This window comes from Enterobacter sp. Acro-832 (genome assembly GCF_011752745.1).
In the GTDB taxonomy this organism is placed as follows: domain Bacteria; phylum Pseudomonadota; class Gammaproteobacteria; order Enterobacterales; family Enterobacteriaceae; genus Enterobacter; species Enterobacter quasiroggenkampii.
Window position 1 is genome coordinate 722,236 of record NZ_VWWX01000002.1, and the last position, 24,991, is coordinate 747,226.

Consider the following 24,991-nt stretch of genomic DNA (forward strand, 5'->3'; position numbering starts at 1 on the left):
ATGAAATTCAGTGAACTGTGGTTACGCGAGTGGGTGAACACCACGCTTGACAGCGACGCGCTTTCTAACCAGATCACCATGGCAGGTCTGGAAGTGGACGGCGTTGAGCCGGTTTCCGGCGCATTCAACGGCGTGGTCGTCGGCGAAGTGGTGGAGTGCGGCCAGCATCCTAACGCGGACAAACTGCGCGTAACAAAAGTAAACGTAGGCGGTGACCGTCTGCTGGATATCGTCTGCGGTGCGCCAAACTGCCGTCAGGGGCTGAAAGTGGCCGTGGCGACCGTCGGTGCGGTACTGCCGGGCGATTTCAAAATCAAAGCGGCTAAGCTGCGCGGCGAGCCGTCTGAAGGCATGCTGTGTTCCTTCTCCGAGCTGGGTATTTCCGACGATCACAACGGCATCATTGAGCTGCCGCTGGATGCGCCAATCGGCACCGATATCCGTGAGTACCTGAAGCTTGATGACAACACCATCGAAATCAGCGTCACGCCAAACCGTGCCGACTGCTTAGGGATCATCGGCGTGGCGCGCGACGTTGCTGTGCTGAACCAGACCGAACTGAACGCGCCGGACATTGCGCCGGTTGAAGCGACCATCAGTGACGTGCTGCCTATTCAGGTTGACGCTGCGGATGCTTGCCCGCGCTACCTCGGTCGCGTGGTGAAAGGCATCAACGTTAAGGCGCCAACCCCGCTGTGGATGAAAGAGAAGCTGCGCCGCTGCGGTATCCGCTCTATCGACGCCGTGGTCGACGTGACCAACTACGTTCTGCTGGAGCTGGGCCAGCCAATGCACGCGTTCGATAAAGATCGTATCGAAGGCGGTATTGTGGTGCGCATGGCGAAAGAGGGTGAAACCCTGGTTCTGCTGGACGGCAGCGAAGCGAAACTGAACGCCGACACCCTGGTGATTGCTGACCACAGCAAAGCGCTGGCAATGGGCGGTATCTTCGGTGGCGAGCATTCGGGCGTCAACGACGAAACCCAAAACGTGCTGCTGGAGTGCGCGTTCTTCAGCCCGCTCTCTATCACCGGTCGCGCACGCCGTCATGGTCTGCACACCGATGCGTCTCATCGCTACGAGCGTGGCGTTGACCCGGCGCTGCAGTACAAAGCAATGGAGCGTGCCACCCGCCTGCTGATCGACATCTGCGGGGGCGAAGCGGGCCCGGTGATCGACGTCACCAACGAAGCCACGCTGCCGAAGCGTGCGACCATCACTCTGCGCCGCAGCAAGCTGGATCGTCTCATTGGGCACCATGTTGCCGATGCGCAGGTGACCGATATCCTGAAGCGTCTGGGCTGTGAAGTGACCGAAGGCCAGGACGAGTGGAAAGCCGTTGCGCCATCATGGCGTTTCGACATGGAAATTGAAGAAGATCTGGTGGAAGAAGTGGCCCGTGTTTATGGCTACAACAACATCCCTGACGAGCCTGTACAGGCCGGTCTGGTGATGGGCACCCACCGTGAAGCCGACCTGTCCCTGAAGCGTGTGAAAACCATGCTGAACGACAAAGGCTACCAGGAAGTGATCACCTACAGCTTTGTTGATCCAAAACTGCAGCAGCTGATCCACCCGGGTCAGGAAGCGCTGATCCTGCCAAGCCCAATCTCCAGCGAAATGTCCGCGATGCGTCTGTCCCTGTGGACGGGCCTGCTGGGCACTATCGTTTATAACCAGAATCGCCAGCAAAACCGCGTGCGAATTTTCGAAAGCGGTTTGCGCTTTGTACCGGATAATCAGGCAAATTTAGGCATCCGTCAGGATCTCATGCTGGCTGGCGCCATCAGCGGTAACCGCTATGAAGAACACTGGGACCTGGCAAAAGGCACGGTTGATTTCTACGATATGAAGGGCGATCTGGAAGCGATTCTGGATCTGACCGGTAAATTATCTGAAATTGAATTCCGCGCAGAAGCCATCCCGGCCCTGCATCCGGGCCAGAGTGCTGCCCTCTATTTAGACGGCAAACGCATTGGTTTTATTGGGGTTGTTCACCCTGAGCTGGAGCGTAAACTGGACCTGAACGGCCGTACCATCGTGTTCGAGCTGGAATGGAACCTGGTGGCAGACCGCGTGATTCCTCAGGCTCAGGACGTCTCCCGCTTCCCGGCAAACCGCCGTGATATCGCGGTTGTGGTCGCGGAAAATGTGCCCGCAGCAGATATTTTGGCCGAATGTAAGAAAGTTGGCGTAAATCAGGTAGTTGGCGTAAACTTATTTGACGTGTACCGCGGCAAGGGCGTAGCAGAGGGCTTTAAGAGCCTGGCTATCAGCCTGATCCTTCAGGATACCAGCCGTACACTCGAAGAAGAGGAGATTGCCGCTACCGTCGCCAAATGTGTAGAGGCATTAAAAGAGCGATTCCAGGCATCATTGAGGGATTGAACCTATGGCGCTTACAAAAGCTGAAATGTCAGAATATCTGTTTGATAAGCTTGGGCTTAGCAAACGGGATGCCAAAGAGCTGGTAGAGCTGTTTTTCGAAGAGATCCGTCGTGCTCTGGAAAATGGTGAGCAGGTAAAACTCTCCGGTTTTGGCAATTTTGATTTGCGCGACAAAAACCAACGTCCGGGCCGCAACCCGAAGACGGGGGAAGATATTCCCATTACAGCCCGCCGCGTGGTGACCTTCAGACCCGGCCAGAAGTTAAAAAGCCGTGTCGAAAACGCAACGCCCAAAGCAGAGTAATATGAACTAACTAAAAAGGCCGCCCACGCGGCCTTTTTTCTTTGCGCTCTTTGGTAAACCCGCCGTAAAATCAATTACATCTCACGCTACTAAAACCGTACACATGCTTGATTATGCCCATCACCAGCACCGTTCCGATCGGCGTCGCCTGCTTTTGCTGGCGCTGCTGCTCATTGTTGCCGCAGGCGTTAGCCTCTGCGCCGGTGACCGATGGATAGGGCCCGAAAGCTGGTGGGGGCCTGACGGACAGCTCTTCGTCTGGCAAATTCGTCTGCCGCGTACCGTCGCGGTGATGCTGGTGGGCGCCGCGCTGGCGCTGTGCGGCACCATAATGCAGGCATTGTTTGAGAATCCCCTGGCGGAGCCCGGGCTGCTCGGCGTGTCCAACGGTGCGGGCGTGGGGCTGATTGCGGCGGTAATGCTGGGCGGAGGCGAACTCTCAGGATGGCGTATTAGCCTGAGCGCGATTCTCGGTGCATTACTGATAACGCTCATCCTGCTTCGTTTTGCCAGACGGCATTTATCGACCAGCCGTCTGCTGCTTGCCGGCGTGGCGCTGGGGATCATCTGTAGCGCGCTGATGACCTGGGCGGTCTACTTCTCGACCTCCTTTGACCTGCGGCAGCTCATGTACTGGATGATGGGCGGCTTTGGCGGCGTCGACTGGCAGCAGGGCTGGCTGATGGCGCTGCTGGTGCCGGTCATCGTGTGGGCTGCCCTGCAGGCGCAGCCGCTGAATATGCTCGCGCTGGGTGAAACCTCAGCCCGCCAGCTGGGCATGCCGATTGGGTTCTGGCGTAATGTGCTGGTGATCGCCATTGGCTGGCTGGTCGGCGTCAGCGTGGCCCTGGCGGGCGCGATTGGCTTTATTGGCCTGGTGATCCCGCACATGCTTCGTCTGTGCGGCCTCACGGACCATCGAACCTTGCTTCCGGCCTCGGCGGTTGCCGGGGCCGTCACGCTGCTGGTAGCTGACATCATCGCCCGGCTTGCCCTGACGGCTGCAGAGTTGCCCATCGGCGTGGTGACCGCCACGCTGGGCGCGCCGGTCTTTATCTGGCTACTATTAAAAGCTGGACGTTAAATCGACAACCTGAGGAAATGCTATGCAGTCAGATATCCTGAATACTGAAGTGACCACCATTGATGGCAATAAAACCACGCTGGAAGGCTACAAAGGCAACGTGTTGCTGATCGTCAACGTGGCATCCAAATGCGGCCTGACGCCGCAGTACGAGCAGCTGGAAAACATTCAGAAGGCCTGGGAAAAAGACGGTTTCACCGTACTGGGCTTCCCCTGCAACCAGTTCCTGGGCCAGGAGCCGGGCAGCGAAGAGGAGATTAAAACCTTCTGCAGCACCACTTACGGCGTGACGTTCCCGCTGTTCAGCAAAATCGATGTCAACGGGGAAGGCCGCCATCCGCTGTATGCGAAGCTGATCGCTGCCGCACCGAAAGCCGTTGCGCCGGAAGGCAGCGGTTTTTATGAACGCATGGCCAGCAAAGGCCGCGCGCCGCTTTACCCGGACGATATACTCTGGAACTTCGAAAAATTCCTGATTGGTCGCGACGGCCAGGTCGTTCAGCGTTTTTCACCGGATATGACCCCTGAAGATCCGATCGTCATGGAATCTATCAAGCTGGCGCTGGCGAAATAATGTCGCTGCTGATGCAGCTCACGGACGTTGCCGAGAAGGGACGTCTGGAGGCGATAACCGGCACCGTCAATGCGGGAGAAATCCTGCATCTTGTCGGGCCAAACGGCGCCGGAAAGAGCACGCTGCTGGCACGGATGGCGGGTATGACTGCCGGAGAAGGGCAGATAACGTTGCTCGAGCATACGCTGGCCGACTGGTCGCCGGTCTCACTGGCGCATCGGCGCAGCTATCTCGTGCAGCAGCAGGTGCCGCCCTTTGCGATGCCGGTCTGGCAGTATCTGATGCTGCATTTGCACGACAAACACCGTACGGCGCTGCTGGCGGACGTGGCCGCGGCGCTGGGGCTGGAAGATAAACTCTCCCGGCATGTCAGCCAGCTATCCGGCGGCGAATGGCAGCGGGTACGTCTGGCGGCTGTCATCGTCCAGATCCACCCGGCCGGTAACCCGCATGGTCGGATGCTGCTTCTCGATGAACCGATGAGCGGTCTGGATGTGGCGCAGCAGGCGGCCCTGGATACGCTGCTAAGCGCGCTGAGCCGAAAAGGCATCGCCGTGGTGATGAGCAGCCATGACCTCAACCACACCTTGCGACATGCCCACCGGGTGTGGCTGCTGGCGAAGGGGAAGATGATCGCCAGCGGTACGCGGGATCAGGTTCTGACGCCGCCCAATCTTGCCCGCGCGTACAACATGTCGTTCCGCAGGCTGGATATCGAGGGCCATAAGATGCTGATTTCGACCGGGCAGGAGTAAGCGTTTCTTGCCTGTGAGTACAGTTGCACGCTAAATTACGAAAAGAACAAAAAAAGCAGAGGATTCGTCTGAAAATGCGATTCTGGTTTCTCCTGATGGCCGCACTTTTTCTTGCGGGATGCAGTAGCCATCGTGCACCGCCGCCTAACCCACGGCTTTCAGATTCGATCACCGTCATCGCCAGCCTCAACGATCAGCTGAGCAACTGGCGCGGCACGCCTTATCGCTACGGCGGTATGAGCCGTGGCGGTGTGGATTGCTCCGGCTTCGTTCTGATGACCTTCCGCGACAAGTTTGATTTACAGCTGCCGCGCGAAACGCGCAAACAGGCAGAAATCGGCACGGAAATTGATAAAGACGATCTTCTGCCCGGGGACCTGGTTTTCTTCAAAACCGGATCGGGGGAAAGCGGTCTTCATGTGGGCATTTATGACACTGACAACCAGTTCATTCACGCGTCAACCAGCCGTGGCGTGATGCGCTCTTCCCTGGATAATGTCTACTGGCGTAAAAATTTCTGGCAGGCACGACGTATATAGTCTTCGTCGTATACCTCTCTTATGACGGCATGGAAACGAATAAAACATGCCGTTTTTTCTCAAATAAGATGATTAAAGTTAAATTTATCTAAAATTAGCGAATCCCGCATGTGTCTGTTTTATCTAAAACTGGCTATTATTCTGCAACCAGGATAAGATTATTTTAGATTCAGGGATAAATCTGAAAATTAATACGGAACTAATGAAATTAATCTTATTAAAATCAAGACAGTGGAATTGTGTCGGCAATTGCTCCAGGATGTCCTCTCTCATCTTTAATGCGGGGCGAGTGCAATGATAATTACGCTAGATAATGCTTACCAGTCTGAACTGCTGCTTCTGCCTGCCCGTAATAGCGCAGGGGAGCTTAAAGGTTTAGAAATTCTGGTTAACTTTACTGGCGTCGGCAGCGATGTGCGGATCCCCACTGAGCTTGTTATCCCACGACTTTCAGCGGCTGAAGAGTTAACGCTGTTTAACGAAAAATTGCAATTGCTTGATACCTGTAAACTGTTTTTTATTCAGCATCAGTTAATTGCATGGATCAATATTACACCTGCAATAGTTGAATTTTTATTAAGTAATGGAAACGCTGTTTCAATTCTTGAGCGTTATCCGTTTCTTGAGTTTACTGTTAATGAGAATTATCCAGGTTTAAATAACGGAAAGGACGATCTTCAGCTGGCGAGAATGGCGATCCATTTTCCGTTGGTGCTGGCAAACTTTGGCGCAGGCGCGGCATCGCTCAAGGCGGTCTACGATGGATTATTTAAACGGGTCATTCTCGATAAAGGCTTCATTCAGCAGCGTGCGGCGGAACTCTCTTTTGAGCCCTTTATGCGCGCCATCCTCTGGCAAATCACGCCGCACTGCCAGTCTGTGATTGTCTCAGGCATTGATGACCATGGCCTCTTGCAGCGCGTGCTGTCCTTTAATTTTGGCGCCATGCAGGGAACACTCTGGCCTGCCGTCTCGGCGGAACACGTCACTACGCTGGTTCAGCAGCGATAACCCTTGCTTTCGCCCGTGTTTAAGTTCGGGTAAACCCTCTACACTAAAAGCAGGAGGACTTATGACCCTGTCTTTTACTGCTCGCTGGCATGACGAGTTGCCGGGATTTTATACCGCACTCAAACCCACACCATTACAAAATTCACGTCTTATCTGGCATAACGATCGGCTGGCAGAAGAGTTGGCCATTCCGCCTGAGCTGTTTCAGCGTTCGGAGATCGCTGGCGTCTGGGGAGGCGAAACGCTTCTCGCCGGTATGCAACCCCTGGCTCAGGTCTATAGCGGACATCAGTTTGGCGTCTGGGCAGGACAGCTGGGCGACGGCAGGGGGATCCTGCTCGGTGAACAACAGCTTCCCAACGGGGAGACGGTTGACTGGCACCTGAAAGGCGCGGGCCTGACGCCATATTCGCGGATGGGGGACGGGCGTGCGGTTCTGCGTTCAACGATTCGCGAGTGCCTGGGATCCGAGGCGATGCATGCCCTGGGTATCCCCACCACCCGAGCGCTGTCGATCGTGACCAGCGACACGCCGGTTGTGCGCGAAACCGTGGAAAAGGGCGCCATGCTGATGCGTATCGCGCAAAGCCATCTGCGCTTCGGCCATTTTGAGCACTTTTACTATCGTCGCGAGCCGGAAAAGGTGCGCCAGCTGGCAGACTTTGCCATTCGTCACCACTGGGCGCACTGGCAGGACGAGGCGGATAAATACGTTCTCTGGTTCCGGGACGTGGTGGCCCGTACCGCCACCCTGATTGCCCGCTGGCAAACGGTAGGCTTTGCCCATGGCGTCATGAATACCGACAACATGTCGCTTCTCGGGTTGACCTTTGACTACGGCCCGTTTGGTTTCCTGGATGATTATCAGCCAGGGTATATCTGCAACCACTCCGACTATCAGGGGCGCTACAGTTTTGACAATCAGCCCGCGGTGGGTCTGTGGAACCTGCAGCGGCTTGCGCAAACCCTGTCGCCGTTTATCGACGTTGATGCCCTGAATGATGCCCTCGACAGCTATCAGGAGATCTTACTGCGGGAATATGGCACGCTGATGCGCAATAAGCTGGGGATGGTGACGCAGGAGAAGGGCGATAACGACATCCTCAATGGCCTGTTTGCCCTGATGGCGCGCGAGGGCAGCGATTACACGCGCACCTTCCGGATGCTGGGGCAGACGGAGCAGTACAGCGCCGCCTCGCCGCTGCGCGATGAGTTTATTGACAGACAGGCGTTTGACGACTGGTTTGCATCCTACCGCGCGCGGCTGCAGCAGGAGCAGGTGGATGACGCGACCCGCCAGACGCAGATGAACGCCACGAACCCGGCGATGGTGTTGCGCAACTGGCTGGCGCAGCGGGCGATTGAGCAGGCAGAGCAGGGCGAGTACGACGAGTTACACCGTCTGCACGTGGCGTTGCGCACGCCGTTTGCCGACCGGGATGATGATTACGTCAGCCGCCCGCCTGACTGGGGCAAGCGGCTGGAGGTCAGCTGCTCAAGCTAGTCTTTTGGCCGGGGGGCGGATTCGCTTTACCCGGCCTGAACATCACTGCGCGACCCAGCCGCCGTCCATATTCCACGCGGCGCCGCGAACGTTAACGGCGCTGTCGCTGCACAAAAACAGCGCCAGTTCGCCCAGCTGCTCCGGAGTAACAAACTCGCCCGAAGGCTGTTTTTCCGCCAGAAGCTGTTCGCGAGCGTGCTCCGGCGGTACGCCGTCAGCGATACGTTTGTCAATTTGCTGCTGCACCAGCGGGGTCAGCACCCAGCCGGGACAGATCGTATTGGCGGTAATGCCGGTGCGCGCGGTTTCCAGCGCTAGCGATTTCGTAAAGCCCACCACGCCGTGCTTGGCTGCCACATAGGCCGACTTCTCTTTTGACGCGACCAGCCCGTGAACGGAGGCGATATTAATGATGCGCCCCCAGTTTTTCTCGCGCATGGCAGGGAGCGCCAGCCGGCTGGTGTGAAACACCGACGAGAGGTTAATGGCGATAATGTCGTTCCATTTCTCCACCGGAAACGCGTCAACCGCCGCCACGTGCTGTATGCCAGCGTTGTTGACGAGAATGTCCACGCCGCCAAACTGCGATTCGGCGTAGCGCATCAGGGCTTCAATTTGCAGCACGTCACGCAGGTCCGCATCGTGATAGCCCGGCTTTTTGCCCAGTTGCGCAATCTCAACAATTGCTGATTCGCTGTCGCCGAAACCGTTGAGGATCAGCTGCGCCCCGGCCTTCGCCAGCACGCGGGCGATCCCCAGGCCAATGCCGCTGGTCGAGCCGGTGACCAGGGCGGTTTTACCGTTCAGATTCATCTTTCTCTCCTTACACAATGCCGGTCAGATAGAACACGGCAATGACAAAAAGCACTGCCAGACTTTTAATAATCGTGATAGCAAAAATGCCGCCGTAGGCCTGGCGATGGCTCAGGCCAGTGATAGCCAGCAGGGTAATCACCGCCCCGTTATGGGGTAGGGTATCCATTCCCCCGCTCGCCATTGACGCCACGCGGTGCAGCACCTCAAGCGGGATATTGGCGGCGTGCGCGGCGGCGACAAACGTGTCGGACATGGCGGCGAGCGCAATACTCATCCCGCCGGACGCCGAGCCGGTGATCCCCGCGAGAACGGTCACGCTGATGGCTTCATTCAGCAGCGGATTCGGAATGGCCGCCAGCGCGTGGGATAACACCAGAAAACCGGGCAGGGCGGCGATAACCGCGCCGAAACCGTACTCCGAGGCGGTATTCATCGCCGCCAGAATGGCACCGCTCACCGCCGTCCGGCTGCCTTCTGCCAGGCGTCCCCGGATGTTGCGGAAGCCAAAAATCAGCACCAGCACGATACCGGCGATCAACGCCGCCTCCACGGCCCAGATGGCGGTGATCTTGCTCACCTCGGTCACGATCGGTTTCGCCAGACCGGGCAGGGTCAGCTCGTGGCTCGTGCCGTACCAGCCGGGGATCCATCGGGTAAACAGCAGGTTCAGTATGCCCACCATCAGCAGCGGGGCGATGGCAATCAGCGGATGCGGAAGGTTAATGTTGTCCGACGTCTCCGGTTCATTTTTCAGATCCGTGCCGTAACCTTCGTTGTTGCTGAGCGCCTTACGCCGCTGGCGTTCCAGCCAGAGCAGGCCAAAGACGATAATGAACAGAGAGCCGATAAGCCCCAGCCACGGTGCGGCCCAGGCGTTGGTACCAAAGAAGCTGGTGGGAATGATGTTCTGGATCTGCGGTGTGCCGGGCAGGGCATCCATGGTAAACGAGAATGCCCCCAGCGCCACCGTGGCCGGGATCAGTCGTTTAGGAATACCGCTCTGGCGGAACAGTTCCGCGGCGAACGGGTAAACCGCAAACGCCACCACGAACAGCGACACGCCGCCGTAGGTTAACAGCGCACACACCAGGACAATCACCGGGATGGCGTGGCGACGACCGAGGATCTGAATCGCGGCGGCAACGATGGAGCGCGAGAAGCCGGAAAGCTCAATCAGTTTGCCAAACACCGCCCCCAGCAGGAACACCGGGAAGTAGAGCTTGACGAAGCCCACCATTTTTTCCATGAACAGACCGGTAAACGTCGGGCCAACGGCGCCCGGATCGGTCAGCAGTACGGCACCGAGCGCCGCAATCGGCGCAAACAAAATCACGCTATATCCGCGATAGGCCGCCAGCATCAGCAGCGCCAGCGCCGCCAGGGCAATTAATACACTCATCACGACTCCTCACTGTCATTATTATTCGGGTACCAACGAGATGTTTAACGCTCGACGGTGAGGGCAATGCCTTGCCCGCCGCCTACGCACAGGGTGACGAGCCCCTTTTTGACGTCACGGCGCTGCATTTCGTACAGCAGCGTCACGAGGATGCGGCTGCCGGAAGCGCCAATCGGATGACCGAGGGCGATCGCGCCGCCATTAACGTTCACCCTGCGTTCATCCCAGCCGAGCTGCTGGCCCACAGCCAGCGCCTGGGCGGCAAAGGCTTCATTGGCTTCAATGAGGTCCACGTCATCGAGCGTCCAGCCCGCCCGCGCAAGCGCCGTCTGACAGGCACTGACCGGCCCGATGCCCATCACAGACGGGTCAACGCCCGTCACGGCATAGCTCACGATGCGCCCCAGAATCGGCAAACCGCTCTCCCGCGCCTTTTCGCCGCTCATCAGCAGCACCGCCGCGGCGCCGTCGTTGAGCGTGGAGGCATTTCCCGCCGTGACCGTGCCTTCCTCCTGCAAAAAGGCGGGGCGCAGCTGCGCAAGCTGCTCGGCGGTGGTGCCTGGCCGGGGCTGCTCGTCACGGCTGACAATAAGTGGCGGCTTTTTACCCTGCCTCACCGTCACCGGGGCTATCTCGGCATCAAACCGGCCCGCTTCGGCGGCGGAGGCCGCTTTTTGCTGCGACCGGGCAGCGAAGGCGTCCTGCTGCTCGCGGGAAATGCCGTACTGCCGGGCGACGTTTTCAGCGGTGATCCCCATGTGGTAATCGTTGAACGCGTCCCACAGACCGTCCGTGATCATGCTGTCCTGCAGGCCCGTATGGCCAAAACGCAGCCCTGAACGCGCGCCGTCCAGCAGATAGGGGGCGTTGCTCATGCTCTCTTGTCCGCCGGCAATCACTACCCCAGCGTCGCCGCAGCGGATCGCCTGCGCGGCGAGCTGCACCGCTTTTAATCCCGCGCCGCACACCAGGTTGACCGTTGTCGCTGGCGTGCTGACGGGTAACCCGGCGGCGATGGCCGTCTGACGCGCAGGGTTTTGTCCGCATCCCGCCGTCAGCACCTGGCCGAAAATCACCTCATCTATCGTCTCAGCAGGAAGACCGCTGTTTTCAAGCAGACGATGAACCGCGACGGCCCCCAGCTCAGCCGCAGAGAGGGGCGCGAGCGATCCGCGAAAACTGCCAATGGGGGTCCGCGTTGCCCCGACAATCATGACCTCTTTCATCCTGAGTCCTCAGCTAAAGCGCATCTCGCGAACGTCGTCCGCCACAATCATTTTTCCGGCCGTTTTCGCCGCTATTTCGTCGATACTGACGCCGGGGGCGTATTCCCGCAGGATGAACGCGCCGTCCGCGATCTCGAGCAGCGCGAGGTCGGTTAAGACCCGGCGGATGCAGCCCGCGCCCGTGAGCGGCAGCGTGCAGCGCGACAGCAGCTTTGACTCACCGCTTTTTGACGCGTGGGTCATCACCACGATAATGTTCTGCGCCCCGGCGACGAGATCCATCGCGCCGCCCATCCCCTTGACCATCTTTCCGGGGATCATCCATGAGGCGATATTGCCTTCGACGTCCACCTCAAACGCGCCCAGCACCGTCAGGTCAACATGGCCGCCGCGGATCATGGCAAACGACTGGGCCGAGTCGAAAATGGCCGCGCCCGTCCGTGCGGTCACGGTCTGTTTACCGGCGTTGATCATGTCGGCGTCGAGGCTCTGCTCGTCAGGGAACGCGCCCATCCCCAGCAGCCCGTTTTCCGACTGAAGCATCACGTCCATTCCTTCCGGAATGTAGTTCGCCACCAGGGTAGGAATGCCGATCCCCAGGTTGACGTAATATCCGTCGCGCAGCTCGCGGGCGACGCGCATGGCCATCTGTTCACGGGTTAACATCGTCACACTCCTTCCGCGCGCAGCGTGCGCTGTTCAATGCGTTTTTCAAACTGGCCAACAATCAGCCTGTCGACGTAAATTCCCGGGGTATGAATGGCCGACGGGGGAAGCTCACCCGGCGCAACAATCTCCTCCACCTCGACGACCGTTATCCGGCCTGCCGTTGCCATCAGCGGATTAAAGTTTTGCGCGGTATGCCGGTAGACGACGTTGCCGTACCAGTCCGCTTTCCAGCCCTTGATCAGCGCGAAATCCCCCGTAATGGCCTCTTCGAGGATGTAATGCTTACCGGCAAACTGGCGCACGTCTTTGCCCGCAGCCACGGGCGTGCCGTAGCCGGTGGCCGTGTAAAATGCCGGAATACCCGCGCCGCCCGCGCGCACCTTTTCCGCCAGCGTGCCCTGAGGCGTGAGTTCAATCTCCAGTTCACCGCTCAGTACCTGCTGCTCGAACAGCGCGTTTTCGCCGACGTAAGAAGCCACTACCTTACGAACCTGCCGCGTCTCAAGCAGGAGCCCGAGACCGAAGCCGTCCACGCCGCAGTTGTTTGATACCACCGTCAGATCTTTCACCTGACGGCGTCTGACCTCTGCAATCAGGTTCTCCGGAATACCGCACAGGCCGAAGCCGCCCGCCAGCAAAGTCATCCCGTCCGTCAGCCCATCCAGCGCCTGCGCATAGCTGTCGACGCGCTTATCCAGTCCCGCCATCGTCATTCCTCCTCTTAACCGTGGCGGTATCATTAGGGGCGGCAACTCATTTGTTAATTTTGAATTTGTGACCCACTCATTTGGTTTTTTTATTAATTTCCTGTTAACTAAATTTTTTCAATTAGTTAACGGGATGAAAAATGAGAATGACTGTCAAACAGTTACGCGCGTTTTTAGCGGTAGCTCACACTCTGAATTTCGCCCACGCCAGCGAACGGCTGAATCTCTCCCAGCCAGCTCTGAGCCTGACGATTAAAGCCCTGGAGGACGCGCTCGGCGGACCGCTGCTGCAGCGGAGCACGCGCAAGGTCGCGCTGACGCAGGAGGGCGAGACGTTTTTGCCGATGGCGCGGCAGCTGCTTGCCGACTGGGATAATGTCGAAGAGGCGATGCACCAGTGCTTTACCCTGCAGCGCGGTAAAATCTCGGTCGCGGCGATGCCGTCGTTTGCCGCGAATGTCCTGCCCGAGGTGCTGAAAGCGTTTCGCGATCGCCATGCCGGGATCAACGTCACCGTGCATGACGTGATTAACGAGCAGGTGATTGAGATGGTGCGGGAAGGGCGGGTCGAGATGGGCATCGCCTTTGAGCCCGCGCCCACGCACAACCTGCTGTTTACCCCGCTGGGTCTCGACCGCTTTGTTGCTATTGTGCCGAAAGATTCCCCGCTGGCGGGCAAAAAACGCCTGACATGGGAAGCGCTGCTGACGCTGGATTTCATCACTCTGCAGCGCCCGTCGGCGGTGCGTCTGATGATGGAAGAGGAGCTGGCGCGAAGCGGCAGAAAGCTGGACGTCGCGCTTGAAAGTCATCAGCTGGTGACGGTCGGGCGGATGGTCGCAAGCGGGCTGGGCGGCAGCGCCGTACCGGCGCTCTGCAAGACGCAGATGGCGTCGCTGGGCGCGGTCTGTATTCCGCTGGACAGTCCGCCTATTGAAAAGTGTATCGGAGTGATCCATCCAGGGCATACGCAGCTTTCAAAAGCGGCGCATGCCCTGCTGGAAACGCTGAAGGATTTTTATCAGCCCGATTAAGGGACAAGAAACACCTGCGGCGCGGCGTGAGCCGGGTGCCTGCCGACATGAACCTGTGCGCCGTACCAGTGCGCCAGCGCATCGGCCTGCAAAACGGTTTCCGGCTCTCCCTGAGACACGATCCTGCCGCTGTGCAGGAGCAGGAGGCGATCCGCCCACAGCGCTGCCAGGTTGAGGTCATGCAGCACCGCGCAAACGTGCAGATGTCCCCGGCTGGTCAGGGATTTCAGCAGGCGCAGGAGATGCTGCTGGTGATAGAGATCGAGCGCAGACGTGGGTTCATCAAGAAACAGCCAGCCGCGCGGCGCACCGTCGCACCAGAGCTGAGCCAGCGCGCGGGCGAGCTGAACGCGCTGCTGCTCGCCGCCGGAGAGCGCGGCAAACTGCCTGCCCGCCAGCGGTAAACAGCCGGTGATGGCCATGACCTCCTCGATCACCGTCGCTTCTGGCGTGCGGGTCCAGGGCGCACGCCCCATACCGACGACCGCCTCAACCGGCCAGTCAAATCCGATCTGTGTGCTCTGGCGCATCACCGCCCGGTAGCGGGAGAGCTTGTCCGGCGACCAGGCCGCAAGCGGTGTGCCCGCCAGGCTGCACCGTCCGCCCGCAGGTTTAAGGTAGCCGGTAAGCAGCCGCAACAGCGTCGATTTCCCGGCACCGTTGGGGCCAATCAACGCCACCAGCTCGCCCTGAGATAAGGTCAGCGACACGTCGTGAATCAGCGTGCGTTGCCCGGCGCGAAAAACAAGGTTTTCTGCACAATAGCGTTCAGCCATGCGCACCTCCGCGACGAAAGATAAGCCACAGGAACCACGGCGCGCCGAGAAGGCTGGTCAATAAGCCGACCGGCATTTCCGCTGGGGCGACCAGGCTACGCGCCAGCGTATCGGCCACCAGCAGGAGAAGCGCACCGGCCAGCACCGAGCCGGGGAGCGTGGCCCGGTGGTCGGCTCCCAGCCACATGCGCACCAGGTGCGGCACCACCAGGCCGACAAAACCGATCACGCCGCTGACCGCAACGGCGGCAGCCACCAGCAGGGCACTGCACAACAGCAGGATCCGCTGCACGGCGGGAACCTCCACGCCGAGATAGTGCGCCTCTTCATCGCCCAGCTGCAGCAGGTTGAGGGGCCCTGCCAGACGCCAGATCGCCAGCAGGGTGGGGATCATCAGCGACGCGACGGCCAGCAGCGTCGACCACTGCGCCTGGCCGAGGCTGCCCATTCCCCAGAGGGAAAGCTGGCGAAGCTGGGCATCATTGCTGAGCCATGACAGCACGCCGACGGCGGCACCGCACAGGGCGTTGATGGCAATCCCTACCAGCAGCAGGCGCGACAGGGAAGCGTCACGCTGTCGGCTGAGCAGGAAAATCACGACGGTGGCGGCCAGCGCGCCGAGAAACGCCGCCAGCATCGGGGCATACAGCATCACCAGCGCTGGCAGCGAGAGCGGAAGCACCACCCACAGGGCGACGGCAAGCGCCGCGCCGCTGCTGATGCCGAGTAGCCCCGGATCCGCCAGCGGGTTGCGAAACAGCCCCTGCATCACGCAGCCCGCCAGTGCCAGCGAACCGCCGATCGCCAGCGCCAGCAGCACGCGAGGCAAGCGGATCGTCAGCCAGATTTGACGCAGGGCCTCGTCGGTGCCGTTCCACAGCAGGCTGACCGGCAGGCGCAGCGCGCCAATTCCGCTGGCCGTCAGCGTCGTGACGACCAGCAGCGCGGCCAGCATCCATAATGACAGGGCGGCTCGCCGGGACATCAGGGCAGTTGCTCCGCTTTGGCACGCAGCTCCCGGATGGCTTCCGGCGTTCGCACGCTGAAGCCCAGCAGCGCCATGTCATCAATCGCCAGCACCTGCCTGTTCCGTCCTGCCGGGGTTTGCGCCAGGCCGGGCAGCGTCCACAGATTCGCTTCCCCACCCAGGGCGTTGATGCCGTCCTGCGAAATCACCACCAGATCGGGTCGGCTGGCAATCGTGCCTTCCTGAGACAGCGGCTGATAGCGGGTGAACCCCTGCATCGCGTTCTGCAGCCCCGCCGCACGAATGGCCGCGTCCGCGCCGGTCTGTTGTCCGGCAGCCATAGCGGTCATCCCGCCGTGGTTGAGAATAAACAACACCCGCTTATTGAGCGGTGACGCGGGAAGTGCCGACAGCGCCTGACGCAGCGTGTTGCGCAAGGCTTCCCCCTCGGCCTCGCGGTGCGTCGCTTCAGCGACGATCCGTACCTTTTCGTCAATGACGCTCAGATCGTTACCGGCAGGAATTGCGATGACCCTGACGTGGCTTTGCTCAACCTGCTTGAGCGCCAGAGACGGCTGCGCCTGGGCGCTGGCAAGCACCAGCGTAGGGCGCATGGATAAGATCCCTTCCGCGTTGAGCTGGCGCAGATAGCCCACGTCCGGCAGCGCGGTTGCCGCCTGCGGCCACTGGCTGGTGCTGTCGCGGGCCACCAGGGAAGAGGCCGCGCCGAGGGCGTAGACAATCTCGGTGACGTCGCCGCCGAGCGTGATGATTTTCTCCTGCGGCGCAGCAAACGCCAGCAGGGGCAGGGCGCTGAACAGGGCAAGCCACCGTTTCATGCGGCCAGCCCTTTCGCTGTTAAGGCGTCAATCTGGCTGCGCCACTGGCTCTGCTCCGGCTCCCCTTCGGTGCGCTGGCCGTACAGTTGGGCGATTTGCGTCCCATCGGCGGCAAACAGCTCCAGGCTGGTGACATGCCCGTCCGCGGTCGGTTTGCGCGTGACCCACGTCTCGGCAATCGCGTCTTCAAGCAGGTGCAGGGTAAAGGTTGGGTTGAAGATGTTCAGCCAGCCTTTCATCGGCGCCAGCTTTTCCACCACGCCGGTGAAAATCTGCACGCAGCCGCGGTTGCCGACGAAGACCATGATTTCATTGCCGTCCCGACGCGCCGTCTCCAGCAGCTGCGCCAGCGCGCTGTTCTCTACCCGACAGGCCAGATCGTCCCCCACCAGGCGAAACGCCTGCTGGCGGCTGAGGTTATGACGTTTCAGCAGGCTGAAGAACTGGTGCACGTCGGTCATGGCGCGCCACTCTTTGTCCACGAGGGCGGCTTGCGGACTTTCCGCGTGAGCAGGCGCGTCGGGCGCCTTTAACGCCAGCGGTGGATTATCGGCAAAGATAAAACGGGTCAGCACGTCGCCCCAGGCGGAACGGTCGGTGTTGTCCGTGGCGTAGACCTTCAGCAGGGCATCGCCCTGATGGTCGAAGAACTGAATGCTTTGCCGCTCGCCGCGGGCGGTGGCTTCACTGATGTGAAACGCGCTTGCCCACTGGTTGAGGAACAGGCGCAGATCCAGCGCACGCGGGTTCAGCACCAGCCCGGCATGGCCGTTCAGGTGCTGGTTGGTGAAGTTCCCGACCTGCTCGTGAACGGCGTAGTCGTTGCGGCAGATACATTTGGTTTCGCCCACCGCCTCCAGCGCGCCCAGGATCTCGCGCATTTCACCGTGCAGTCGCCAGGCGTCGTGGCCCACGCGGGCAAAGGTCAGCTCCGCTTCGCTGATGTTCATTAGCCCTGCAAGGTCGCGCGCGTACTTACCCGGATTTTCTTCTTTTAGCTCAAGCCAGCGTGTGTAGTGATTCATTGTCTCTTCCTTTCAAAGCAGTGCCCCGGTCAGCCGGGGCGAAGGGATTACCATTGATAACTGACGAAAATCTTCCCGTTACGGCCGTCCTGCGGAATGCCCTGAGGTGACCAGTACGCTTTGTCGAAGGCGTTGCCAAGTACCAGCGTCGTGGTCACGCCTTTGAGCCGCTCCTGGCCCTTATAGCTGACATAGAAGTCATTGACCGCATAGCCCGGCTGCTCGCTGTAGCTGCTGCTGATATGCGTTGAGCGATCGATAAAGGTGCCAATCCAGCCGACGGAAAAACCGCTCTGCGCCACCGGAATGTCCAGCTTGCTGGTGACGGTATCCGGGTTGATGCTGGAGATGTACTCGCCCGTATCGGTATCTTTCCCGCGCGTGCGGTTGTAGGCCAGGTCGAGGTTGAAGAGGTCGGCAGAGTATTTTGCCATCATGTCCCAGCCCCAGATTTTGGCGTTCGGAACGTTATACGACATGGTGGTTGCCGCCGCGAAATTGACGGTGGTGGAGATGTAGTCTTTGGCTTTGGTATCGAAATAGCTGGCTTTAAACTCCAGCGCATCGTTGGCAAGCAGCAGATCGTCAAAGCGCAGACCGAAACCAAACTCCTGAGTTTCGTTGGTTTCCGGGCGCAGGTTCGGGTTCGGCACCCAGTAGTTGGTATAGAAGCGGCCAATAGAGAAGTGTTTGGCGTCGTTGTACATCTCACCCATGGTGGGCGCGCGGAACGCCTGTGCGTAAGAGCCAAACAGCATCAGCCAGTCGGTCGGGCTGACGGTCAACCCGGCGCGGGAGGACCACTTGTCGGCATCGACATCGTCGTAGCCATTGCTGCTGCCGCGGTAGTTGTCATACCGCGTGCCGCCCAGCAGGGTGACCGGCAGATCGCGCAGGGTAATTTCGTCCTGCAGCCAGCCGGAGCTGAAGTCGATTTTCGCCTCCGGGAAGCCGGTGGTTGCCCCGCCCGGATGTTGCTCCTGACGATAATATTCCCCGCCGTAGGTCAGGAGGTGTGATGCTAAGGTGTCGCTGAACAGGCGGGTGCGGTTTTCCACCTTGCCGCCTTTGGTGGTCTGCTTGCGGAACTCACCGCTGTTGTCGATATTCTGGGCATTAATGCGCGCTTCGGACCAGTAGACCTTCGCGTCGGCGTTCAGCCAGTCGTTACCTTCCGGGGCGATGTGATAGCCCACCTGCGCGTCACGCTGAATGGTGGAGCGATCGGTCATCGGGTTGCTGCTGTCCGCCCCGGGGGTTTGCGGGTTTTTCGGTTCCTGAGCGTCGTTATTGTAGTAGCGCAGGGAGCCGCTCAGGGTTTGGGCCGGGTCGATTTTCCAGCTGCCTTTCGCCAGCATGTTATTGATGGATTCGTCGTTAGGGGCGGTTGCTCCGTCGCTCTGGCGAATATCACCGCGATCCCGGCTGGACCAGGCCACCAGACCGTCCAGGATGTCGGTGCGGCCGTAGGCGCTGGCCCCCAGGCCAAAACTGTGATCGCCCGTCGCGCCCGTCCCAAACACGCGGTAGCCGCTGTTTTTACCCGGCTCCAGCAGATCTTTCGCATCGGCGGTATCATAAGAAATCACGCCGCCCAGCGCGCCGCTGCCGTACAGCAGGGCCGACGGGCCGCGAACCACTTCGATACGTTTAATCAGCGCCGGATCGAGGAACGTGCTGTTCAGGTGACCGGTGTCGGTGCCCTGACGCACGCCGTCAACCAGCACCAGCACGCCGCGACGGTCATAGCCGCGCAGGTTCACGTCCTGCCCGTTGGTGCGCCCGGTACCGTCCAGCGTCAGGCCGGGGACGTTACGCAGCAGGTCGGCCGCCGAGCTGGCGGTTTGCTTCTCCGGCGCGCTGGCGTCAATCACGCTCACCATCATGGGGGCTTCAAAGGCGCTGCGGGCGTTGCCCGTGGCGGTGACGGTAATGTCATCTGTGGCAGCAAACGCCGCGGTCGGCAGGGCGCTGACAATCGCCAGCGTCAGAAGTGACGGGCGTAAAGACGCGGAAGGCAGGTGTGGCATAGCAACTCTCCATTAGAATTGAAAAGCGCTGGCTGCCTGGGGTTTACCTGGGTGGCTGGCGTAGTTTTTTGTGTTGTTTATTTTGTGAGGATCAGTTTTCCGGCATGGGTCTGGCGCAGCAGATAGCGCTGGCCGTCATGCTCGATAATGACCCGGCCCTCATCGCCGAGCAGGGTTTTGCTGTCAATCCGACGCTCGGTTGGGGCTGGTGCTGTGTCTGTTTTTGCTGGCGTTGCCGCGCTGTTATCCGTACGTGACATAATGTTTATAAATAACAATCAATGTAACAATGATAATCATTATCAATAAACTGCAAATTCACGGCAAGCGTTTTTGTGAAAAAAGGGTGAGAGGATCAATATTGTGCAATGAAAAGCCCGGTGGCGGCTTCGCCTTACCGGGCCTACAACGGCAAGAATCGTAGGCCGGGTAAGCGCAGCGCCACCCGGCAGGATGTTAAAAGCGTGTGTCCACGGCTGCTGCGAGTTTCTCCAGCAGCAGCTCGCTGTCTTCCCAGCTCAGGCACGGGTCGGTGATCGACTGGCCGTATACCATCTGCTGGCCAGCAACGATTTTCTGCGTGCCTTCTTTGATAAAGCTCTCCGCCATAATCCCTGCAACGGCGGTTGAACCGCTGCGGATCTGCTGGCAGATCTCATCGCAGACGTCCAGCTGGCGGCGATGCTGCTTCTGGCAGTTGCCGTGGCTGAAGTCCACCACCAGATGTTCCGGCAGGTCGAACTCGGCCAGGGTTTCACAGGCCGCCGCAATATCTTGTGCATGGTAATTGGGTTTCTTGCCGCCGCGCATGATGATGTGCCCGTACGGGTTACCGCTGGTCTGGTAGATGGTCATATGACCGCTCTTGTCCGGCGACAGGAACATGTGGCTGGCACGGGCAGCGCGGATGGCATCAACCGCAATACGGGTATTGCCATCGGTCCCGTTTTTAAAGCCGACCGGACAGGAGAGGGCGGAGGCCATCTCGCGGTGGATTTGGCTTTCGGTGGTGCGTGCGCCAATCGCGCCCCAGCTGATCAGATCGGCGATAAACTGCCCGGTCACCATATCAAGAAACTCGGTGGCGGTCGGCACGCCCAGCTCGTTGACCTGCAAAAGCAGCTTACGTGCCAGCTCGATGCCGTGGTTCACGCGATAGCTGCCGTTCAGATCAGGGTCGGAAATCAGCCCTTTCCAGCCCACCACGGTACGCGGTTTTTCAAAGTAGGTTCGCATCACAATCTCAAGGCGGTGCTGATACTTATCCCGCAGGCCCTGAAGCCGTTTTGCGTAATCCATCGCGGCATCCAGATCGTGGATGGAGCAGGGACCAATCACCACCAGAAGACGCTTGTCTTCACCATTAAGTATTTTTTCAATGCGGCGGCGGGAGGCCGTCACGTGTTCTGCAACGGCAGCGGAAACAGGATGCCGCTGGGCCAGTTCAGCCGGCGTAACCAGGCTGTCAATGCGCGCAGTGCGGAGTTCATCGGTTTTATTCATGGAATGTCTCAGAAAATTTTTGCTTCATCGGCAGACTACCGGGAAGTGATGGGCATCACCTTAAACCAATCCCTGCTGATTTCAAGTTCGGGGCGACACCGCCCCGTGGTTGCCGATGATGATACCTGAATCTGAGCTAATGTACTAGCATATTAGTACATGCGGCGGTTAAGCCCCATGATGTCGAGAATTTTGGTGGCAATTTCTTCAACAGAGTAGTTGGTGCTGTTCAGCCACGGGATCTGATTTTTGCGGTACAGGGCTTCCACTTCGGAGACCTCCATCCGGCACTGGCGCATGGAGGCGTAACGGCTTTTCTCGCGGCGCTCTTCGCGGATGGCAGCAAGGCGTTCCGGATTAATGGTCAGCCCGAACAGCTTGTGCTGCAGCGGCTTAAGGGCGGCGGGCAGCACCAGGTTATCCATGTCGTCAGCAATAAACGGGTAGTTGGCGGCGCGAATGCCGAACTGCATCGCCAGGTAGAGGCTGGTCGGCGTTTTGCCGCAGCGCGACACGCCAAGCAGGATCACCTGCGCCTGGTCGAGATTACGCAGAGAGATACCGTCGTCGTGCGCGAGGGTATAGTCAATGGCGGCGATACGGGCGTCGTACTTGGTCAGGTTGCCGGGGTTCAGCCCGTGGGTACGGTGGGCGATAGGCGTCGGGTCGAGCTTCAGCTCGCTTTGCAGCGGAGCCACCAGCGCCTGCACGATATCCTGGCAGAAGCCTTCACTCTGCAGAATGATGGCGCGAATCTCTGGGATCACGATGGAGTAGAACACCAGCGGGCGGACGCCGGTCTGTTGGTAAATGGCGTCGATCTGGTCCTTCACCGCTTTGGCGCGGCTCTCATTTTCGACAAACGGCAGCGTAATGCTGTTGATCGATACGGGAAACTGCGACATCACCGCGTGGCCCAGCACCTCGGCGGTGATCGCCGTACCATCAGAAATATAAAAAACGTGACGATCGACAGCACTATCCATTTTACCCACCCTGAATATCAGACGTAATTGTCTGAAAGCATAAATTAAAAAAGTAATTTACACAGCAAAGAACTTATCCTAATTATGAATGAAACGCTGTTTTTGATTTTCCTGAAAAGTGGATTTCATTTTTCAAATAGCGACTTTATTTTTGGGGTTTCTGGCTGAATATAGAGGAATCATCGGGTTAATCGTTGATGGGAAAGTATCCGAAAAGTTGAAATTTTAAATTGCTTACACGATTCACCGTTTTTTTAGCGGAAATAAATATGCCAGTATAAATACGTAGTCAGGTGTTACTTACTCCGATCAAATATCACAAAAGGATTGTTTCGATGTCCAACAATGGCTCGTCACCGCTGGTGCTTTGGTATAACCAACTCGGCATGAATGATGTAGACAGAGTTGGGGGCAAAAATGCCTCCCTGGGTGAAATGATTACAAACCTGTCGGGTATGGGTGTCTCCGTACCGAACGGGTTTGCCACCACCGCCGATGCCTTTAACCTGTTTTTAGACCAGAGCGGTGTTAACCAGCGCATTTACGACCTGCTGGATAAAACGGATATTGATGACGTCACCGAGCTTGCCAAAGCCGGGGCGCAGATCCGCCAGTGGATCATCGACACACCTTTCCAGCCGGAACTGGAAAAAGCCATTCACGACGCATACAACCAGCTTTCTGCTGACGATGCGCAGGCCTCCTTTGCCGTGCGTTCCTCTGCGACCGCGGAAGACATGCCGGACGCCTCGTTTGCCGGGCAGCAGGAAACCTTCCTGAACGTCCAGGGTTACGATGCGGTGCTGGTGGCCGTGAAGCACGTGTTTGCTTCCCTGTTTAACGACCGTGCCATCTCCTATCGCGTGCACCAGGGCTACGACCATCGCGGCGTGGCACTTTCCGCTGGCGTGCAGCGCATGGTGCGCTCGGACGTGGGCTCATCCGGCGTGATGTTCTCCATTGATACCGAATCCGGCTTCGACCAGGTGGTGTTTATCACCTCCGCGTGGGGGCTGGGTGAGATGGTTGTGCAGGGTGCGGTAAACCCTGACGAATTCTACGTTCACAAGCCTACGCTGGCCGCTGGCCGTCCGGCGGTGGTGCGCCGCACCATGGGCTCGAAAAAAATCCGCATGATCTATGCCCCGACCCAGGAGCATGGCAAGCAGGTTAAAATTGAAGACGTACCGCAGGAGCAGCGCGACCGCTTCTCCCTGACCGACGCCGAAGTGCAGGAGCTGGCGAAGCAGGCGGTGCAGATTGAAAAACACTACGGCCGTCCGATGGATATCGAATGGGCGAAAGACGGGAACACCGGCAAGCTGTTTATCGTGCAGGCGCGCCCGGAAACCGTCCGCTCTCGCGGCCAGGTGATGGAGCGTTACACGCTGCACGCCCAGGGCAAAATCGTGGCGGAAGGCCGTGCTATCGGTCACCGCATCGGGGCCGGTCCGGTGAAAGTGATCCACAACATCAGCGAGATGAACCGTATTGAGCCCGGCGACGTGCTGGTGACCGACATGACCGACCCGGACTGGGAACCGATCATGAAGAAAGCGGCGGCTATCGTCACCAACCGCGGCGGCCGTACCTGTCACGCGGCGATCATTGCCCGCGAACTGGGTATTCCTGCGGTTGTCGGCTGCGGTGATGCTACCGAGCGCATGAAGGACGGTCAGAACGTGACCGTCTCCTGTGCCGAAGGCGATACCGGCTACGTGTATGCCGATATCCTCGACTTCAGCGTGAAGAGCTCCAGCGTGGATACCATGCCGGACCTGCCGCTGAAGATCATGATGAACGTCGGTAACCCGGACCGCGCGTTCGACTTCGCCTGCCTGCCGAACGAAGGCGTAGGCCTGGCGCGCCTGGAATTTATCATCAACCGTATGATCGGCGTTCACCCGCGTGCGCTGCTGGAGTTTGACGACCAGGATCCAAAGCTGCAGAACGAAATCCGCGAGATGATGAAAGGCTATGACTCGCCGAAAGAGTTCTACGTCGGCCGTCTGACCGAAGGGATCGCGACGCTGGGTGCCGCCTTCTATCCGAAACGCGTGATTGTGCGTCTGTCTGACTTTAAGTCTAACGAATACGCCAACCTGGTCGGCGGCGAGCGCTACGAGCCGGAAGAAGAGAACCCGATGCTGGGCTTCCGCGGGGCCGGACGCTACGTGTCCGACAGCTTCCGCGACTGCTTCGCGCTGGAGTGTGAGGCGGTGAAGCGCGTGCGCAACGACATGGGTCTGACCAACGTGGAGATCATGATCCCGTTCGTACGTACCGTGGATCAGGCGAAAGCGGTTGTGGACGAGCTGGCGCGTCAGGGTCTGAAGCGCGGCGAGAACGGGCTGAAGATCATCATGATGTGTGAAATTCCGTCCAACGCCCTGCTGGCCGAGCAGTTCCTCGAGCACTTCGACGGCTTCTCTATCGGTTCGAACGACATGACGCAGCTGACGCTGGGTCTGGACCGCGACTCCGGCGTGGTCTCCGAGCTGTTCGATGAGCGCAACGAGGCGGTGAAGGCGCTGCTCTCCCTGTCCATCCGCGCGGCGAAGAAGCAGGGCAAATACGTCGGGATTTGTGGTCAGGGTCCATCCGACCATGAAGACTTCGCTGCCTGGCTGATGGAAGAGGGGATTGATAGCCTGTCCCTGAACCCGGATACGGTGGTGCAAACCTGGCTGAGCCTGGCGGAACTGAACAAGTAACCGCTTAAAAACGGATAAAGGCGAGGAGATATCTCCTCGCCTTTTTTATTTTCCCTCTTATTTGCTCCCCATCACAAATAAAGTAAAAAACCAAATATCATAATTTGTCTGTCAATTTAGACAATTGTTAGCGCGCAACGC

General features: G+C 58.9%; 23 protein-coding genes. 10 read left to right on the forward strand and 13 right to left on the reverse strand.

Going from position 1 to position 24,991, the window contains the following annotated elements; translation table 11 throughout:
• The 8 genes from pheT (at position 1) to selO (ending at position 8,159) form a co-directional block, all read left to right on the forward strand.
• Positions 1 to 2,388 (forward strand): phenylalanine--tRNA ligase subunit beta, encoded by a 2,388-nt coding sequence (gene pheT / locus F3J31_RS09945; RefSeq protein ID WP_045910263.1) that lies wholly within the window; start codon positions 1 to 3, stop codon positions 2,386 to 2,388.
• Positions 2,389 to 2,392: 4 nt separating this feature from the next.
• Positions 2,393 to 2,692, forward strand: coding sequence for an integration host factor subunit alpha (ihfA, locus tag F3J31_RS09950; RefSeq protein ID WP_003857805.1), 300 nt, complete (start codon positions 2,393 to 2,395; stop codon positions 2,690 to 2,692).
• A gap of 103 nt (positions 2,693 to 2,795) precedes the next feature.
• Positions 2,796 to 3,776 carry a vitamin B12 ABC transporter permease BtuC gene (gene btuC / locus F3J31_RS09955; protein WP_167212804.1) on the forward strand — a complete coding sequence of 327 codons (981 nt, stop codon included), beginning with the start codon at positions 2,796 to 2,798 and terminating at the stop codon, positions 3,774 to 3,776.
• Positions 3,777 to 3,798: 22 nt separating this feature from the next.
• Positions 3,799 to 4,350 (forward strand): glutathione peroxidase, encoded by a 552-nt coding sequence (locus F3J31_RS09960; protein ID WP_167212807.1) that lies wholly within the window; start codon positions 3,799 to 3,801, stop codon positions 4,348 to 4,350.
• The gene (gene btuD, locus F3J31_RS09965; protein WP_167212809.1) at positions 4,350 to 5,105 is read left to right on the forward strand and encodes a vitamin B12 ABC transporter ATP-binding protein BtuD; all 756 of its coding nucleotides are present in this window, start codon (positions 4,350 to 4,352) and stop codon (positions 5,103 to 5,105) included. The genes F3J31_RS09960 and btuD overlap by 1 nt, the downstream gene beginning before the upstream one ends.
• A gap of 74 nt (positions 5,106 to 5,179) precedes the next feature.
• Complete coding sequence (locus F3J31_RS09970; RefSeq protein ID WP_008500650.1) at positions 5,180 to 5,644, forward strand: NlpC/P60 family protein; 465 nt, start codon at positions 5,180 to 5,182, stop codon at positions 5,642 to 5,644.
• Positions 5,645 to 5,938: 294 nt separating this feature from the next.
• On the forward strand, positions 5,939 to 6,655 hold the full coding sequence (locus F3J31_RS09975; protein ID WP_048027544.1) for an EAL domain-containing protein: 717 nt from the start codon (positions 5,939 to 5,941) through the stop codon (positions 6,653 to 6,655).
• Between the two features lie 61 nt (positions 6,656 to 6,716).
• Positions 6,717 to 8,159, forward strand: coding sequence for a protein adenylyltransferase SelO (selO, locus tag F3J31_RS09980; RefSeq protein WP_167212812.1), 1,443 nt, complete (start codon positions 6,717 to 6,719; stop codon positions 8,157 to 8,159).
• Positions 8,160 to 8,201: 42 nt separating this feature from the next.
• On the opposite strand, the gene F3J31_RS09985 is transcribed toward selO, so the two are convergent.
• The 5 genes from F3J31_RS09985 to F3J31_RS10005 are packed head-to-tail and all read right to left on the reverse strand — an operon-like array spanning position 8,202 to position 12,976.
• The gene (locus tag F3J31_RS09985) at positions 8,202 to 8,972 is read right to left on the reverse strand and encodes a 3-hydroxybutyrate dehydrogenase (RefSeq protein ID WP_167212814.1); all 771 of its coding nucleotides are present in this window, start codon (positions 8,970 to 8,972) and stop codon (positions 8,202 to 8,204) included.
• Between the two features lie 10 nt (positions 8,973 to 8,982).
• Complete coding sequence (locus F3J31_RS09990) at positions 8,983 to 10,377, reverse strand: GntP family permease (RefSeq protein WP_345790454.1); 1,395 nt, start codon at positions 10,375 to 10,377, stop codon at positions 8,983 to 8,985.
• Positions 10,378 to 10,418: 41 nt separating this feature from the next.
• The gene (locus F3J31_RS09995) at positions 10,419 to 11,600 is read right to left on the reverse strand and encodes an acetyl-CoA C-acetyltransferase (protein ID WP_167212820.1); all 1,182 of its coding nucleotides are present in this window, start codon (positions 11,598 to 11,600) and stop codon (positions 10,419 to 10,421) included.
• 9 nt (positions 11,601 to 11,609) lie between these two features.
• The gene (locus F3J31_RS10000; RefSeq protein WP_045910272.1) at positions 11,610 to 12,266 is read right to left on the reverse strand and encodes a CoA transferase subunit B; all 657 of its coding nucleotides are present in this window, start codon (positions 12,264 to 12,266) and stop codon (positions 11,610 to 11,612) included.
• Between the two features lie 2 nt (positions 12,267 to 12,268).
• Positions 12,269 to 12,976 carry a CoA transferase subunit A gene (locus F3J31_RS10005; protein WP_045910273.1) on the reverse strand — a complete coding sequence of 236 codons (708 nt, stop codon included), beginning with the start codon at positions 12,974 to 12,976 and terminating at the stop codon, positions 12,269 to 12,271.
• Between the two features lie 140 nt (positions 12,977 to 13,116).
• Between F3J31_RS10005 and F3J31_RS10010 the strand changes: the two genes are divergently transcribed.
• Complete coding sequence (locus F3J31_RS10010) at positions 13,117 to 14,010, forward strand: LysR family transcriptional regulator (protein ID WP_167212823.1); 894 nt, start codon at positions 13,117 to 13,119, stop codon at positions 14,008 to 14,010.
• On the opposite strand, the gene F3J31_RS10015 is transcribed toward F3J31_RS10010, so the two are convergent.
• The 8 genes from F3J31_RS10015 to F3J31_RS10050 all read right to left on the reverse strand — a co-directional run bounded on the left by F3J31_RS10015 (position 14,007) and on the right by F3J31_RS10050 (position 22,136).
• A complete protein-coding gene (locus F3J31_RS10015) occupies positions 14,007 to 14,786 on the reverse strand; it encodes a heme ABC transporter ATP-binding protein (RefSeq protein WP_167212826.1) in 780 nt (259 codons plus the stop codon). The genes F3J31_RS10010 and F3J31_RS10015 overlap by 4 nt on opposite strands.
• Positions 14,779 to 15,771 (reverse strand): iron ABC transporter permease, encoded by a 993-nt coding sequence (locus F3J31_RS10020; protein WP_048222666.1) that lies wholly within the window; start codon positions 15,769 to 15,771, stop codon positions 14,779 to 14,781. The genes F3J31_RS10015 and F3J31_RS10020 overlap by 8 nt, the downstream gene beginning before the upstream one ends.
• Positions 15,771 to 16,592, reverse strand: a complete 822-nt coding sequence (locus tag F3J31_RS10025; RefSeq protein ID WP_063621424.1) for a hemin ABC transporter substrate-binding protein — start codon at positions 16,590 to 16,592, stop codon at positions 15,771 to 15,773. Before F3J31_RS10025 ends, F3J31_RS10020 begins: the two co-directional genes overlap by 1 nt.
• Positions 16,589 to 17,617 carry a hematinate-forming heme oxygenase ChuS gene (gene chuS, locus F3J31_RS10030; RefSeq protein ID WP_111966861.1) on the reverse strand — a complete coding sequence of 343 codons (1,029 nt, stop codon included), beginning with the start codon at positions 17,615 to 17,617 and terminating at the stop codon, positions 16,589 to 16,591. The genes F3J31_RS10025 and chuS overlap by 4 nt, the downstream gene beginning before the upstream one ends.
• Positions 17,618 to 17,664: 47 nt before the next feature.
• The gene (locus tag F3J31_RS10035) at positions 17,665 to 19,647 is read right to left on the reverse strand and encodes a TonB-dependent hemoglobin/transferrin/lactoferrin family receptor (RefSeq protein WP_167212829.1); all 1,983 of its coding nucleotides are present in this window, start codon (positions 19,645 to 19,647) and stop codon (positions 17,665 to 17,667) included.
• Between the two features lie 77 nt (positions 19,648 to 19,724).
• On the reverse strand, positions 19,725 to 19,907 hold the full coding sequence (gene hemP, locus F3J31_RS10040) for a hemin uptake protein HemP (RefSeq protein WP_024909414.1): 183 nt from the start codon (positions 19,905 to 19,907) through the stop codon (positions 19,725 to 19,727).
• Positions 19,908 to 20,103: 196 nt separating this feature from the next.
• Positions 20,104 to 21,150: a 3-deoxy-7-phosphoheptulonate synthase AroH gene (gene aroH, locus F3J31_RS10045; RefSeq protein ID WP_008500645.1), complete on the reverse strand. Its 1,047-nt coding sequence runs from the start codon at positions 21,148 to 21,150 to the stop codon at positions 20,104 to 20,106.
• A 152-nt stretch (positions 21,151 to 21,302) separates the two neighbouring features.
• Positions 21,303 to 22,136, reverse strand: coding sequence for a pyruvate, water dikinase regulatory protein (locus F3J31_RS10050; protein WP_167212832.1), 834 nt, complete (start codon positions 22,134 to 22,136; stop codon positions 21,303 to 21,305).
• A 335-nt stretch (positions 22,137 to 22,471) separates the two neighbouring features.
• On the opposite strand from F3J31_RS10050, the gene ppsA reads away from it, so the two are divergent.
• Positions 22,472 to 24,850 carry a phosphoenolpyruvate synthase gene (ppsA, locus tag F3J31_RS10055; RefSeq protein ID WP_167212835.1) on the forward strand — a complete coding sequence of 793 codons (2,379 nt, stop codon included), beginning with the start codon at positions 22,472 to 22,474 and terminating at the stop codon, positions 24,848 to 24,850.
• Positions 24,851 to 24,991 lie beyond the last annotated feature (141 nt).

What these genes read in the sequence shown, in the direction of transcription:
- F3J31_RS10035 (WP_167212829.1), bottom strand. Translation starts at nt 19,647, where the DNA reads ATGCCACACCTGCCTTCCGCGTCTTTACGCCCGTCACTTCTGACGCTG.
- selO (WP_167212812.1), top strand. Translation starts at nt 6,717, where the DNA reads ATGACCCTGTCTTTTACTGCTCGCTGGCATGACGAGTTGCCGGGATTT.
- btuC (WP_167212804.1), top strand. Translation starts at nt 2,796, where the DNA reads ATGCTTGATTATGCCCATCACCAGCACCGTTCCGATCGGCGTCGCCTG.
- F3J31_RS09995 (WP_167212820.1), bottom strand. Translation starts at nt 11,600, where the DNA reads ATGAAAGAGGTCATGATTGTCGGGGCAACGCGGACCCCCATTGGCAGT.
- ppsA (WP_167212835.1), top strand. Translation starts at nt 22,472, where the DNA reads ATGTCCAACAATGGCTCGTCACCGCTGGTGCTTTGGTATAACCAACTC.
- F3J31_RS10050 (WP_167212832.1), bottom strand. Translation starts at nt 22,136, where the DNA reads ATGGATAGTGCTGTCGATCGTCACGTTTTTTATATTTCTGATGGTACG.
- pheT (WP_045910263.1), top strand. Translation starts at nt 1, where the DNA reads ATGAAATTCAGTGAACTGTGGTTACGCGAGTGGGTGAACACCACGCTT.
- F3J31_RS10005 (WP_045910273.1), bottom strand. Translation starts at nt 12,976, where the DNA reads ATGGCGGGACTGGATAAGCGCGTCGACAGCTATGCGCAGGCGCTGGAT.
- F3J31_RS09985 (WP_167212814.1), bottom strand. Translation starts at nt 8,972, where the DNA reads ATGAATCTGAACGGTAAAACCGCCCTGGTCACCGGCTCGACCAGCGGC.
- F3J31_RS10000 (WP_045910272.1), bottom strand. Translation starts at nt 12,266, where the DNA reads ATGTTAACCCGTGAACAGATGGCCATGCGCGTCGCCCGCGAGCTGCGC.
- aroH (WP_008500645.1), bottom strand. Translation starts at nt 21,150, where the DNA reads ATGAATAAAACCGATGAACTCCGCACTGCGCGCATTGACAGCCTGGTT.
- F3J31_RS09970 (WP_008500650.1), top strand. Translation starts at nt 5,180, where the DNA reads ATGCGATTCTGGTTTCTCCTGATGGCCGCACTTTTTCTTGCGGGATGC.
- btuD (WP_167212809.1), top strand. Translation starts at nt 4,350, where the DNA reads ATGTCGCTGCTGATGCAGCTCACGGACGTTGCCGAGAAGGGACGTCTG.
- F3J31_RS10010 (WP_167212823.1), top strand. Translation starts at nt 13,117, where the DNA reads ATGAGAATGACTGTCAAACAGTTACGCGCGTTTTTAGCGGTAGCTCAC.
- F3J31_RS10015 (WP_167212826.1), bottom strand. Translation starts at nt 14,786, where the DNA reads ATGGCTGAACGCTATTGTGCAGAAAACCTTGTTTTTCGCGCCGGGCAA.
- ihfA (WP_003857805.1), top strand. Translation starts at nt 2,393, where the DNA reads ATGGCGCTTACAAAAGCTGAAATGTCAGAATATCTGTTTGATAAGCTT.
- F3J31_RS10020 (WP_048222666.1), bottom strand. Translation starts at nt 15,771, where the DNA reads ATGTCCCGGCGAGCCGCCCTGTCATTATGGATGCTGGCCGCGCTGCTG.
- chuS (WP_111966861.1), bottom strand. Translation starts at nt 17,617, where the DNA reads ATGAATCACTACACACGCTGGCTTGAGCTAAAAGAAGAAAATCCGGGT.
- F3J31_RS09960 (WP_167212807.1), top strand. Translation starts at nt 3,799, where the DNA reads ATGCAGTCAGATATCCTGAATACTGAAGTGACCACCATTGATGGCAAT.
- F3J31_RS10025 (WP_063621424.1), bottom strand. Translation starts at nt 16,592, where the DNA reads ATGAAACGGTGGCTTGCCCTGTTCAGCGCCCTGCCCCTGCTGGCGTTT.
- F3J31_RS09975 (WP_048027544.1), top strand. Translation starts at nt 5,939, where the DNA reads ATGATAATTACGCTAGATAATGCTTACCAGTCTGAACTGCTGCTTCTG.
- hemP (WP_024909414.1), bottom strand. Translation starts at nt 19,907, where the DNA reads ATGTCACGTACGGATAACAGCGCGGCAACGCCAGCAAAAACAGACACA.